Raw genomic sequence first — 13,662 nt, forward strand, 5'->3', positions numbered from 1 at the left:
AAAACTCCATTGTTAGTTATAGGCAGCTTGGAATCCAACCATTTGAGCAATCAGAAATACTATCCGGCGAGTCCATTAAGGATATACAAGTGAGCTGATGAGGATCTAAATCTAAAATCGATGATATCCTCGTACTCTGGGGAGTAGTAAAATTCTCGAGCCTTCTCGACAGACGAAAATTCGAGAAAAATCACACGTGACACAACACGCTCCCCTTCAATCACTTCAGGCGAGTCGGTTGCAACTAAGAATTTTGCTTCGAATTTCTCCAGTATAGGCTTTACCCGGGCCATGTACTCTTCGTAAAAGACACTTGGATCAATGACTGTAAGCTCCGCAAAAAGGTAACCCTTTCTTTTCATTTTTAATCCCTTTCAAAATAAATTCATCTGTGCCGTCATACAAAGCAAAACCATTGAAGTTTCGCCTTTCACCTATCTAGATCGCTTGGTGGCGAACTAGAAACTTGCTGGCAAGTGACTTGGCCGCTCGCAGGCGACTGTTCCCATTTTTGCAGGCACTGACATTTCAAACAGCTCAAGATCCGATGAGATAGCTGTTTCATTGTGCTTAAGTCCTGGCGGGATAAATAGCGATTCGCCAGTTTCAACGCGGATAGTGCGCCCGTCTTCAAACTGAAGTTCAATCCAGCCCCGAAGTGCGTATATAAAATGAACATCGCAGATGTGATAATGCCATCCAGTCTGCTCCATTACATCAGTTGCGCAGGTGACCTGCGCCCTAGCTACACCGGCGGTTGCAACGGTTAAGCCAAGATCGCGATATTTGAAAAAAGCACGACGACCAGGAACAAAAGGGGCATTTTGCGGAGTGACATATGTTAATTTTTTTGCCAGTTCGGCAACAGATTCGGGGAGTTCCAGTGAGACTTTCGATTCAGCTTGCATCTATTCTCTCCTTACTTTATTAGGCGATAATCATGTAGAAAATATTTATGGTTCGATCGCCTACGAAATACGTTACTAAAACCTCAGCCAATAAGCCCTAAATTATCTACTACTGCAGACATGACCAAAAAATGACACTACCGGCAGTAGTACACTATTCAAATAAGCCCAGTGGTATAGAACATCGCAATCACAAAGAACACTGCAAAGGTTTTGATAATGGTTATCCCAAATATCTCCTTGTAGGACTGTCTATGGGTGAGCCCAGTGACGGCAAGCAATGTGATCACCGCACCATTGTGAGGTAGCGTATCCATGCCGCCGCTGGCCATCGATACGACGCGATGCATAACTTCAAGCGGGATATTTGCAGCGTTAGCCGCTGCAATGAGTTGATCGCCCATGGCGGCAAGTGCAATGCTCAGCCCTCCGGACGCAGATCCTGTGATCCCTGCCAGAGTACTTACCGAAACAGCAGCCTTTATTAAGGGATCGGGGAGGTATTGGAGAGAACTACTAACCACGAGGAAACCAGGCAGAATTGCAATGACGCTACCGAAGCCGTATTCAGACGCTGTATTGAGCGCCGCCATAGAAGCGCCGGAAACAGCCTGCTTTGCGCCCGCTACAAAGCGCTCGCGGATCTGCCTAAATGCAACAGCGACCACAAATAAGATGCCGCAAAGTAGCGCACCCTGTACTGCCCAAATGGCGGCTGTGCTGGAAATTTTGCCAGTCACAACCGCCGGCAACCCTGGAAACACCTCTGGACTTATTGAGTAGAGAGCACTATACCAAGACGGAATGTAGACGGTGAGACAGTAGTTGACGGCGCCCACTACCAGCAAAGAAGTCAACGCCAGAATGGGGTTAGGTAGATTTGCGGACTGGACACGTTCAGGCTCATTAGTATGCGCCTCGCCATAACCTTCACCAGCGGCCATAGCAGATTTGCGTCGGGACTCCAGATACATCAAACCTACAATCAATACAAAAACGGATCCCGATATACCTAGTATTGGAGCCGCCCAAGAGGTTGTATTAAAGAAAGTCGTTGGAATTATATTCTGGATTTGCGGCGTACCGGGAAGGGCATCCATAGTGAATGAGAATGAACCCAGGGCTAGTGCACCAGGCATCAGACGCTTAGGGATATTATTTTGACGATAAAGTTCCGCTGCAAAGGGATATACAGCAAAAACCACAACGAATACAGAAACGCCACCGTAAGTCATCAGCGCGCATGCAGCAACAACGATAAAATTAGCCTTAGAACGACCAAAATAGCGGATTGCTGCAGCTACAATTGCCTCTGAGAATCCAGATATTTCAATGACCTTCCCAAATACAGCACCCAGCAAAAACACCGGCAGATACAGTTTTAGAAACGTCGCCATCTTTTCAAGAAACACACCAGAAAAGATGGGTGCGACGGATGATGGATCGACAAATAAAACAGCACCGAGAGCTGCCACTGGGGCTACCAGTATGACACTGTGGCCCCGGTAGGCCATGATCATGAGGAAACCTAACGCTGCCAAAGCAATCAGCACAGACATGGTATATCTCACACTTAGTTAGATTTTATTATTATTTGAAGCAGACGTCGTAAGTTTAACTGCTCCCTGGCCCATCAAGGGCCCAGGGAGCAAAGCGAGTCAACTCAACTTTCCCGTCTTACTTACACCGCTAGCGAGATACCCTCCATCCACCGGTAAATAGGCGCCGTTGATGTAGGCGGCACCTTCAGATAGAAGAAAAAGAATTGTCGCAGTCATATCGCCAAGTACGCCAAGGCGGCGTGCTGGGATCATTGAGGTGTACGCCTCAATTGTCTCGGGTGTATAGCTCGCCTCAGTCAGGGGAGTAAGAACCGGGCCTGGGGCAATGGCGTTCGCTGTAATGCCATGGGGGCCTAGCTCCATTGAAAGCTGTTTGGTGAGCCCGACCATGGCTGCCTTGGAGGTGCCGTAAGCGGTGCGCCCAATCCCTGCACGTACCGCGCTCACCGACGCAACGTTGACGATACGACCATACCCCGCCTTTAACATGCTTTTGCCGGCACGCTGTGAGCATAAAAAAGTGCCCGTGACGTTCACAGCCATTACCTTGTTAAAAAGCTCCACCGGATAATCGATGAACGCATGAATGCCCAGAATGCCAGCGCTATTGACTAGAAGGTGTGTCGTGTCTCCATACCATTCCTCCGCAGTTTCGAATGCGCAATCCACGGAGTTTGCATCCGACACATCAATCGCTACAGCAATAGCCTTGCCACCTTGCTTCAAAATGGAACTTGCAACTTTAGTTGCATTCTCCAGGTTCAGATCAGCCACTACTACGTGAGCACCACTGGCCGCCAACGCAACCGCAGTAGCTTCGCCAATGCCCGAACCGCCGCCAGTCACAAAAGCCGTTTTGTTTTCAAAATTCATGCCGCACACCTCAGGCCATATTTCTTAGTTATTGTAATGCACCAATCATTATTAATTCTTAAATCTGCCCACTGGCTAAACTATCGCTGAATCTGACAACCAATAGAAGTACGGCGCTCATTATCGGAAGTGGTAATCTGGGAAAAGCTTGAGCGCGCTGGAAAATCTTCTTTGCATAAAAATGTCGACATCTCACGCCCCGCCATGACGTTTTCCCAGCTTCGTTTGGTAAGGAGTACCTAGATTGCCGCAATGCCGACAGCTTTCGCTATTCGTGCAACTACGTACGGGGATTGGTAACCTAAGGGTCAATAAGGCTTGGACGAGCACCTATTCAGGGTGGAGAACGATGACTGACCCAACACCCCGACAGCTACAGGACCTCGAGCGTATGGCTTTCCAGGTCTCTCCTGCGCCTCAGGTGATTACGGGCGATAGGTGCATCCTGGAGCTCAATGACGCATTCGCGACTCTCTTTGGGTTCAAGCGAGAGGAGCTGCTCGGTGAGCTTCTACTGAAGCTTTACCCATCTCAGGCAGACTTTAAGATCATCGGTGATCGTAGCCTGAATTGGTTAAGGCATGCCAAGAATGGTGCGTATTCAGATGAGCGCTTTATGCAGCATCAAAGCGGTGAGGTTTTCTGGGCAAGGGCTAAGGGGTACACATTGACGCCCGAGGATCCTTTTCATCTCATGGTTTGGCATTTCGAGCGGATTGATCAAGCTGTCCGACCGACCATCAATCTCACGCCTAGAGAGCGGGAGATCGCGGTTCATATCGTCAATGGGCTCACATGCAAAGAGATCGGGCGTAAATTCAACATATCACATCGCACAGTTGAGGTGCACCGTGGACGGCTTATGAAAAAGCTGAAAGCAAAAAATAGCGCAGAATTGGTCTCAAAGATAATTGTTCTAAAGTAGATCACCGTTCTTTTATTTATTCGCTATCTCGGCACAAATTGTAATCGCAAAAACAGATCTTCCACCCACCGACCGGCCCTTTCAAGTTTTCTAGCTTTTTCGGTTTTTCGCACCCGATCCGTCAACACATAGTCATACGCTGCTTTGCCTTCCAACCACTCCGTGGATTTAGGCACTTTTTGCTTTTGGCGACGGTTTTGGGTGGACGTTTCTCGCCAACGTCAGTAAGGCCGGAGTCCCCCCGTGTCCAAAAACACCGGAATTATGTGGAAGAAAATATTCCTTGAGTTAAGCAGTAGATGTTGTGAATTCAGGTATCAATACAGGAGCTTCTCGGATTCAGGTACGAAACCCGCCCATAAGTTGCTGCTGATGATTCGCGAGTAAATTCAAGGATTGACTGATGCTCGCGGAATCTTTCGACTGGCGTGCCAGTACATCCGTGACCTCCCGTATGCTGGATAAATTACGATTCACCTCCTCCGAAACGACGCTCTGCTCTTCCGCCGCACTGGCAATCTGGATGTTCATCTCACTGATAATCTCGATACCCTGATTGATTTTTTGAAGCGCTCCCACAGCACGTTTCACCTGTGCAACACTGCTATCGGCTTGGCTGCGGCTGTTTTGCATCGACTGAACCACGCTTCGAGTACCTGATTGCAGATGTTCGATGACGTGCTGGATCTGGCCTACCGACTCTTGGGTTCGCTTGGCTAAATGACGCACCTCGTCCGCGACTACCGCAAACCCCCTACCCGACTCACCTGCCCTGGCCGCCTCAATCGCAGCGTTCAAGGCAAGCAGATTCGTTTGCTCGGCAACAGAGCGAATGACTTCTAAGACTGATCCAATTTGCTCACTATTGTTGGCCAGCGCCTCTACTTGTTGCATCGCCTGATGCATTTCCGTAGCAAGTTGTGTGATGCAATCTGTGGTTCTGTCGATTGTCTGTACACCCTCCTGTGTCGCGAGATCAACATTACGCACCGTTTGAGCTGCTAACGCAGCATTGCGGGCCACTTCCTGCGAAGTCACGCTCATTTCCTGAGATGCCGTTGCGACCTGATCAACTTCAAGCAATTGTTGCTGCATGCCGCTATTGGTTTGCGTAGCAATGTCTGCAGCCTGATCAGCAGTACGACGGGTGTCATCAACTGATAATTTCACTTGAGCGATAATGGGCTGCAGCTTGTCAAGAAACCGGTTGAACCAACTCGTTAAATTCCCGATTTCATCATGTCTTTCATAGTTCACCCGCCGTGTCAGATCACCCTCTCCACTTGCGATGTCCTGGAACATCGCGGCAACACGTAGGATCGGCTGCGTGATGCTACGAGCTAGCATCCATATCAGTATCAATCCTGATAATGCCGCCAAAATACCCACCATGAGTTGAATGCCAGCCGCATCCTTATTGGCTTGGTCCAGCGACTCTTTGAGCTGTCGAGCCGAGGCCAGCAGTACCGCCTCTGGAACCTGAATGACAATACTCCAATGCTCTGCACCTGGAATGGGCGAAAACGGCATGATGACGACAACGTTCCCGTCACGCTCAAGTACCCTAGGAGTACCGCCTTTCGTCCTCTCCGAGATTTGTTTACCAAGCTCAGGATCTACGCTTACCAAAGGCTTTCCCGCCGCTTGGGGATCACCACTTCGAGCGGCAACAACCCCGTCAGCGCTGATGAAACTTACCTGTGCATTGCCGCCGTAAAGCGCACGGCTGGACCTTTCCACCAGCTCTTGCAGGCTTGCCAAACTTAAGTCCACGCAGAGAACGCCGAGCACAGAGTCGCCGCTCATCAATGGGACAGAAACAGTCGACATCAGGGTCGTAATGCCCTGGGCATTAGTGAACGCATACGGGTTACTGACGCAGTCTTGTTTGGTCTTGAACGCACAGGTGTACCAAAAAGTACCTGGAGCTCCATCGTCGGCCATCTCCTTTTCGCTCATGGTATAGCTCGGAACAAGCGTGGATGCGTAGGAAGCGAAACGGCCTTTCTCATTCCCTCCATCCGTTTTCTGGTTCATAAAACGAGAGTCATCGCCATCCAACGCATTGGGCTCGAATCCTACTCCTAGACCTAGTACGTCCTGATTAGCGGCCACTTGCAGCTGCATGAGTTTGAATAGGTCACCACGCAGTGTTTTGGTGTCCGAGCCTAATCGCTTTGCCTGTTCACGCTGGAAGATGACTTGGTGCATGACCGTGTCGCCAAAAACCCGGCTGGTGATGAATCGTTGACTCACAACTTGAGCTTGCTGCTCGCCCAGCTTGGTCATGTACTGCAATGCACCCTCTTTGATGGTGAGTGAGCTGGACTCATTGCTCAATGTCGAGATAGCGTCGATTCGGTAGATTGAGAAACCTATCAAGGTCGCCGCTACGCCCAACATACAAATGCCCGCGAGCAGCGTTATGCGAAGCTTTATGGAAAAGCTGGAAATGGACATGTCAACGCTCCGTGAGTTCAACAATTCGTCAGTCATTCGAGTGCATGGTCCTGCTGGCTTTGCTCCCACACGCTGTGGGATAACACCTAAACAAAACGCAAGTGGCGGTCCAACGAAGAAAGCACCACCACTTGCTAACAGGCGGAGTTAAAGAGCGTCGGCGATCGCTTGACCTACCTCTTGGGTAGATCCCTGTCCGCCCAAATCACGCGTCTTAGGACCTTGCGCAATGACCGTCTCAATGGCCTGCATGATTGAATCGTGCGCAGCACGGAACTCCGGACCATCACCCAGGAAATCAAGCATCAGCGCACCCGACCAAATCATCGCAATGGGGTTGGCGATGTTCTTGCCGAAAATGTCCGGCGCCGAGCCGTGGACGGGTTCGAACAGCGAAGGAAATTTGCGCTCCGGATTGAGGTTGGCCGAAGGCGCAATCCCAATGGTGCCCGTGCAGGCCGGGCCGAGGTCAGAGAGGATGTCGCCAAACAAGTTGGACGCCACCACTACATCAAAGCGATCTGGATGCAAGACAAAGCGGGCACACAGGATGTCGATATGTTGCTTGTCCCATTTGATGTTGGGGTAGTTGCCCGCCATCGCCGCAACACGTTCATCCCAGTACGGCATGCTGATTGCCATGCCATTTGACTTGGTAGCGGCGGTCACATATTTGCGTGATCGTGTCTGGGCGAGGTCGAAGGCGTATTTGAGGATGCGGTCGACACCTCGCCGGGTGAATACCGATTCCTGCAGCACGAATTCATGTTCAGTACCTTCAAAGACCCGGCCTCCCACTGAAGAATATTCACCTTCAGTATTTTCCCGGACAACGATGAAGTCGATATCTCCAGGCTTGCGATTGGCTAAGGGGCATGCCACACCAGGGAACAGCTTCACCGGGCGTATATTCGCGTATTGATCGAACTCCCGGCGAAATTTCAACAAGGAACCCCAAAGAGAAATATGATCCGGTACTTTGTCCGGCCAACCAACAGCACCAAAATAAAGGGCATCAAAACCTTTAAGTTGCTCAAACCAGTCGTCGGGCATCATCTTGCCGCAGGCGAGATAATAATCGCAACTGGCCCATTCAAAACTTTGAAATTCAAGCTCAATACCGTGCTTGGCAGCAGCCTTCTGCACAACTTTAATACCCTCAGGCATCACTTCGACGCCGATTCCGTCGCCGGCAATCGCGGCAATTCGAAACGTCTTGCTCATCACACTTCCTCTTTAGATTATCAAACAACAATAGCTATGAATTAAATCGACTTAAGCGATGACAAAACGCGGTGAAGAGCGTTACGTTCGTTATCATTAATTTAGCCGCTACTGCGCTCATCGCAGCAGCGGCAAAGGCAGGCCACCGAGTTGTCAGACTTGATCGCCTAACGAGGACTCCAACCGTGCATATTTTTCGGGTAACCGGACACTTAAGTAGAATGCGCCCAGGAAACCCAGCGCAAACGAACCAAACAACAGCGCCATGAAGAACACCTCAAGTGCGCCTTGTACGCCCAGTAAGACATCGAAGCTGGTCAGGGCAAAATAAAGAAACGGTAGGAGACCTGCGACGCTTAACAGGGGAGCGAGGAAGGTGTGCCATATCCGCTTATCCACCTTGGAGCGACGGAAGAACACAAAGATCGCAATACTGGCAATGCACTGGATGGTAATGATTCCGGCCGCACCGACACCGGTAAACCAGGTGAACAGCGTGTCGTAGGGGTTCAGTCCAAGCACTGCGAAGATCGCGACCACTATGGCCACCATTGCGGTTTGCACGTAACACGCCACATGGGGCGACTTCTGGACCGGATGAGTCGAGCCCAGCTTCTGGCTGAGCAAACCCTGGCGCCCCAAAGAGTAGAGGTATCGAGCAACGTTGCTGTGAAACGTCACGATGGCGGCAAACAGGCTGGTAATCACCAGCACCTGAAATAGCTCGGTCGCCCAACCTCCAAGTATCTTGTCGCTGACCCAGAAAATCAGATTGCCCGATTGGTCTTTGGCCACTGCCACCGCTTCGTTTGCACCGATCGCGTTAATGATCAACCAGGCTGTCAGCGCATAAAACACGCCCATGAAAATCACCGCGATGTAGGTGGCAATCGGAACTGTACGTTTGGGATCGCGCGCTTCCTCGCCGTAGATGGCCGTGCCTTCGAAGCCAATGAACGAAGCATGGGCGAACATCAGAGCGACACCAATTGCGCCGGAAAACGTCGCGGAAGGGCTGAATGGTTCGAACGAAAACTGGCTCGCTGGCACCGAGTGATCGCCAAACAAAATGCCCAGGTCCAGTATTAGGATGATTGCCGTCTCCAGCGTGAGCAGGACCGCCAACACCACGGCGCCTGCATGCAAACGCCGTAACCCCAGCCACAGGCACATCGCCATGGCCGTGAAGGAATAAACCCACCAAGGCAAATGGACGTTAAGTTGCTTGCCGAGCAGCTCATTGAGGTAATAGCCGATACCTCCGTACAGGCCAAGTTGAATAGCGTTATAGGAAAAAATTGCCAAAGATGCAGAACCCAGTCCCATGGGGCGGCCGATGCCTTTGGTGATGTAGGCGTAGAACGCCCCGGCGTTGGTGATGTGTTTACTCATCGCCACGTAACCCACAGCGAACAGCAACAGCACCAGGGCGACCGCCACAAATGCGCCGGCAATGCCTATGCCGTTTCCGGAACCAATGATGACAGGGAACAACGCGACAACCACGGTCAGCGGCGCCGCAGCGGCGATCACAAAGAACACGATACCCATGATGCCGATACTGTCTCGCTCGAGGTCTCGGCTATCAGAATTTGGGGTCATGGTCTTTCCCGGTATTGATCCCGTTAAGTCCAGCGTAGCTGGTTTATTACTATATTCGTATGACATCGCTAAAACCCTGTAGGTAGTGAGTTTTTTATTTCGGTAAAGCGAGGCAGTCGTTAAACAAGCAATACTTGGCAGCGTGCCTATATACACCTCGGCACTTTCTGGTTTTTCGTAGTAACAAGTGTCCTTATTATTGATGAATCGGTGCAAACGTTGTTCGTAGGTCCGTCATACCCCTGTACCGCGACAACCAAAAAATCTCTCCAGACTGTTCGCGCCCAAATCAAATATTTTAGAACTGACGTTCATCATATAAGACGTGTATTTATGACTCCAAAGTACAACGCTCAAGTTTGGTCGATATGAACTTCACATCGAGGTACTCTTGAAGTCCCCAGTGACCACCTTCCCTGCCCAGTCCGCTGTCCTTATTGCCACCGAACGGCGCTTGTGCGGTCGATGGTGCTCCATCGTTGACGCCGATCATTCCGTATTCCAACGCTTCAGCCACCAGTTGCGCTCGGGTCAGGTTCCTTGTCCACAGATAAGCCGCCAAGCCGTATGGCGATGCGTTGGCTGCCGCCACCACTTCAGCTTCACTGTCGAACGTAATCAGCGGCGCCACCGGGCCAAAGGTTTCCTCCTGCATGATCAACATCGTTGCAGTCACGTCCTGGAGCACGGTCGGTTGAACATAGAAACCTTCCATCCGGACACCTCCGGCGATGATTCGAGCACCTTGGGCCACCGCATCGGCGATATGGCTGAGCGCTTTATCGCGAGCATGTTCATCCACCAACGGACCTATCCGGGTGGACTCTAGTAATGGGTCGCCCACCTGCAGCCGATTGACCGCAACGGCAAGTTTTTCGGCGAACTGACTGGCGATCGAGCGATGAACATAGATGCGATTGGTGCACACACAGGTCTGTCCAGCATTGCGGAATTTGCAAGCCACGACCTCATCCACCGCCGCGTCCAGATCGGCATCTTCAAAAATGATGAACGGCGCATGCCCCCCCAATTCCAGAGACATCCTTTTGAGTGTCTTGGCCGACTGTTCGTACAGACGCTTGCCCACTTCTGTGCTACCGGTAAAGGTGAGTTTGCGAATACGCGGATCATCGAACATCACCTGAGACACCGTCCGCGGATCCGCAGTGGTAATCACCTGCAAGGTTCCAGGAGGGCCCCCGACGTCTTCCCACAGTTTGGCGAAATACAGGGCTGTGAGCGGTGCTTGCACGGGAGGTTTGACAATGGCCGTACACCCCACTGCTAGCGCCGGCGCCAACTTGCGGGTGATCATCGCCGCAGGAAAATTCCACGGTGTAATGGCATACACAGGCCCAACCGGCTGTTGCAGGGTCGCCAGCCGTTTATCGCCATGTTGGCTCGGCATGCTTTCGCCGCCGACACGCCGCCCTTCTTCGGCAAACCAGTCGATAAACGAAGCAGCGTAAACGACTTCTCCACGGGCTTCCTGAATCGGCTTGCCCATTTCCATGGTGATGGTACGGGCAATGCCCTCGGTGTGTTCGATAACGGCGTTGTACCAGGCACGCAGCAGTGCGCACCGATGATGAGCGGTTGTCTGACGCCAGGTCTGGAAGGCGGCACTGGCGGCATCGGCAGCCAGCATCGCCTCTTCAATACCGGCGCTCGGAAGCTCGGCGATGATTTCCCCGGTCGCGGGAGAACGCACCGGGAACCAGCCAAAGGCGCTGATCCATTGACCATTGACGAACATCTTGCGACGACCGCCATCGTTCGAGCCCGGTGTAAAGATTGGAAGTTTCATGTAGTGATCCACCTATTCGGTTATGCCGCCTTCCCATCAAGAGAAAGACATGCCGTACACAATCGCTGTCACTTGCTCAGGCGTTCGGTCAGGCTTCGAAAAATGCGCGACCTGGCGACCTGATAGCCGAGGCGTTGCCCTACATCCGTTTTCAACAAATTGCCAATCAGCCCGTTATCTGCCTTGAGCACCTTTCGCCCCGCTGCCGTATCGGTTTGCCCGGCCAGGTCGGCAAGGATGCGTTGCGCCGCGTTGTGCCCGGGCATACCACTGACACCGCCGCCGGGATGGCTGCCGGAACCACAAAGGTAATAACCGGGAACCGGCGTCCGGTAATGCGCGGCCGCTTTGATGGGGCGATTGTCGAAGAGGTTGTCTAGGCCGATCATGGACTGGTGGAAGATGTTTCCACGGGTGATGTGATAATCGCGATGCAGATCCAGTGGGGTGATCACATGGCGTGCGAGAATGTGATTGCGCATATTCGGTGCATAGCGGAAATAGATCTCCAGCACCTTGTCAGCCCACTCTTCCTTGCGTGTGTCCCAATCGCCATGGGCCAGGTCAAATGGCAATTGCTGCACCCCCAACGAGAGCGTATGCGTACCTGGCTGGCTCACCAGTCCCGGGTGGGTCACAGAGGGAATCAGCGCCTCAACCACCATGTCATCTGGAAACTCTCCACGCTGCTGTGCTTGCCAGGCCATTTCATACAGGGCCGGGGATGGGCCGAGAATGTTCAAACCCTGATGCTGGGGCCCCAGCTTGCCGCCCGGAAAGCCGACATAATCCGGCAGCGCGTCCACCAGCAGGTGAATACGCGCCATGGAGCCGCGCTGATCAATCTCCTTGGCATCGGCTGCCGCCGCCTCTGGTAGCGCCCCATCGGGTAACAACCCCACCAAAGAGCGAGTCGGGTCTGCACCGGAGATGACTAGTGGCGCTCGAATCTGCTCGCCCGAGGCCAGCAGAACCCCCACTGCCTTACCTTCTTCAATCAACACCTGCTGGATGGTCGTACTCGTTTCAACCCTTCCACCGAATGCTTGCAAGGCGCTAACCAGCGATTCACTGATCATGCCCATCCCGCCTTTCGGCAGGCCATAACGACCGAACTGACCTTCGAACTCTCCCAGTGCGTGATAGCCATAGACATAAGCAGTGCCTGGCGTGGTTGGACTTCCCCACGTGGAGACCAACCCCATGAACATCATGAAACCGCGAAGACGATCAGACTCTATGTAGTCCTTCAGCAGGTCCTCGGCCGAAGCCGTCATGAACGCGTCGTACAGCGCGCTTTCACCGGCGTCGTCAAAGATTGCTTTCAAGCGTTGTTGAGTTGGCGGGTCGCTGAGCTGGATCTCATGCGTCAGCTCACCGAAACGCTTGAGCCGCGTGGCGAAACGCATGAAGTTGGCGCCATCGGCCTTGTTGTGCTCTTCGATCGAACGCAGGGTCTTGTCGATCTCCTGCCAGAACATCACCCGATCGCCGTCATCCCATAGCGCCATTTCCTGCAACCCCGGAGCCACTGACTCGAGGCCATATTTTTTCAGTTCCAGGTCGTCGACCACTTCCTGTCGAAACATCATCTGAATGTACGAGCAAGAAGAGAAAATAGCGCCCGGTATCAGTTCTTCACTGGTACAGGCGCCACCCACAATCGGCCTGGCCTCCAACACCAATACCTTGAGGCCCGCCCTGGCCAGATAGTTTGCACACACCAGCCCGTTATGGCCGGCACCGATGATCAGGGCATCAAGATCGTTATGCTTACTCACGGCGTCATTCCATCTGAATGTGAAATCGAGTGCCTGCCCACCTGCACGGTGAACAGGCCGCCTGCACGGCCAGCGACTCAGGCTGGCAGCACCAACTTGAACAATTGGTGATCAGTGAAGGTGTCATCCGGGTGACCGACAAAATTGCCCGTCACAATGCCGGTCGCGCCTTCGAATCGGCCACCACCACGAATCACGCGCCAAGCGATCGAACCAGTGCTGTAGCCGCTTGCCAGCACTTTGAACTGGCCTGGCATGACCGTTTCAACATCGAGATAACTGTCGATCCCAGGGAAGTCGACTCGACCGGTTTCCCAACTTTGCTCCCCCCGCACGGTCACCACCGTATCGAAGTGCGCGACACCGGTCGGCACCTGCAACGCCCCTTCGCCCTGCACGTCCGCCAATGGATCAAGTGCAAGAATCAGACCCTGGGCACGGGACCGTACGACACCGGTGGCGTGGCCGATGGCTTCGGCCTTGCCAGTGAAGTAGATCAGCATGGAATAGGTTTTCATCA

The 13,662-nt window shown here is 52.5% G+C and carries 11 protein-coding genes; 1 reads left to right on the forward strand and 10 read right to left on the reverse strand.

Annotated elements, in window-relative coordinates:
- Window positions 1-59: 59 nt before the first annotated feature.
- From KSS97_RS28630 to KSS97_RS17950, 4 genes are all read right to left on the reverse strand, one after another.
- A complete protein-coding gene (locus KSS97_RS28630; RefSeq protein WP_217859817.1) occupies window positions 60-362 on the reverse strand; it encodes a DUF1330 domain-containing protein in 303 nt (100 codons plus the stop codon).
- A 96-nt stretch (window positions 363-458) separates the two neighbouring features.
- A complete protein-coding gene (locus tag KSS97_RS17940; RefSeq protein WP_082097877.1) occupies window positions 459-908 on the reverse strand; it encodes a cupin domain-containing protein in 450 nt (149 codons plus the stop codon).
- Between the two features lie 158 nt (window positions 909-1,066).
- Complete coding sequence (locus tag KSS97_RS17945) at window positions 1,067-2,467, reverse strand: GntP family permease (protein WP_217859818.1); 1,401 nt, start codon at window positions 2,465-2,467, stop codon at window positions 1,067-1,069.
- Window positions 2,468-2,566: 99 nt separating this feature from the next.
- Window positions 2,567-3,343 carry an SDR family NAD(P)-dependent oxidoreductase gene (locus tag KSS97_RS17950; protein WP_046061872.1) on the reverse strand — a complete coding sequence of 259 codons (777 nt, stop codon included), beginning with the start codon at window positions 3,341-3,343 and terminating at the stop codon, window positions 2,567-2,569.
- A gap of 349 nt (window positions 3,344-3,692) precedes the next feature.
- Here KSS97_RS17950 and KSS97_RS17955 point away from each other — a divergent pair, with 349 nt between their 5' ends.
- Complete coding sequence (locus KSS97_RS17955) at window positions 3,693-4,268, forward strand: LuxR C-terminal-related transcriptional regulator (RefSeq protein WP_046061873.1); 576 nt, start codon at window positions 3,693-3,695, stop codon at window positions 4,266-4,268.
- 339 nt (window positions 4,269-4,607) lie between these two features.
- Here KSS97_RS17955 and KSS97_RS28870 read toward each other — a convergent pair whose 3' ends face one another.
- From KSS97_RS28870 to KSS97_RS17985, 6 genes are all read right to left on the reverse strand, one after another.
- Window positions 4,608-6,728, reverse strand: a complete 2,121-nt coding sequence (locus KSS97_RS28870) for a methyl-accepting chemotaxis protein (RefSeq protein ID WP_217859819.1) — start codon at window positions 6,726-6,728, stop codon at window positions 4,608-4,610.
- A 147-nt stretch (window positions 6,729-6,875) separates the two neighbouring features.
- Window positions 6,876-7,952, reverse strand: a complete 1,077-nt coding sequence (locus tag KSS97_RS17965; RefSeq protein ID WP_217859820.1) for a tartrate dehydrogenase — start codon at window positions 7,950-7,952, stop codon at window positions 6,876-6,878.
- Window positions 7,953-8,105: 153 nt separating this feature from the next.
- Window positions 8,106-9,554: an APC family permease gene (locus KSS97_RS17970; protein WP_207962453.1), complete on the reverse strand. Its 1,449-nt coding sequence runs from the start codon at window positions 9,552-9,554 to the stop codon at window positions 8,106-8,108.
- Between the two features lie 331 nt (window positions 9,555-9,885).
- Window positions 9,886-11,361, reverse strand: a complete 1,476-nt coding sequence (locus KSS97_RS17975) for an NAD-dependent succinate-semialdehyde dehydrogenase (protein WP_279382041.1) — start codon at window positions 11,359-11,361, stop codon at window positions 9,886-9,888.
- Between the two features lie 68 nt (window positions 11,362-11,429).
- Complete coding sequence (locus tag KSS97_RS17980) at window positions 11,430-13,142, reverse strand: phytoene desaturase family protein (protein ID WP_217859821.1); 1,713 nt, start codon at window positions 13,140-13,142, stop codon at window positions 11,430-11,432.
- Window positions 13,143-13,219: 77 nt separating this feature from the next.
- Window positions 13,220-13,660, reverse strand: coding sequence for a hypothetical protein (locus tag KSS97_RS17985; RefSeq protein ID WP_046062112.1), 441 nt, complete (start codon window positions 13,658-13,660; stop codon window positions 13,220-13,222).
- Window positions 13,661-13,662: the final 2 nt, after the last annotated feature.

Origin of the sequence: Pseudomonas alvandae (assembly GCF_019141525.1) — a bacterium.
GTDB classification, from domain to species: domain Bacteria; phylum Pseudomonadota; class Gammaproteobacteria; order Pseudomonadales; family Pseudomonadaceae; genus Aquipseudomonas; species Aquipseudomonas alvandae.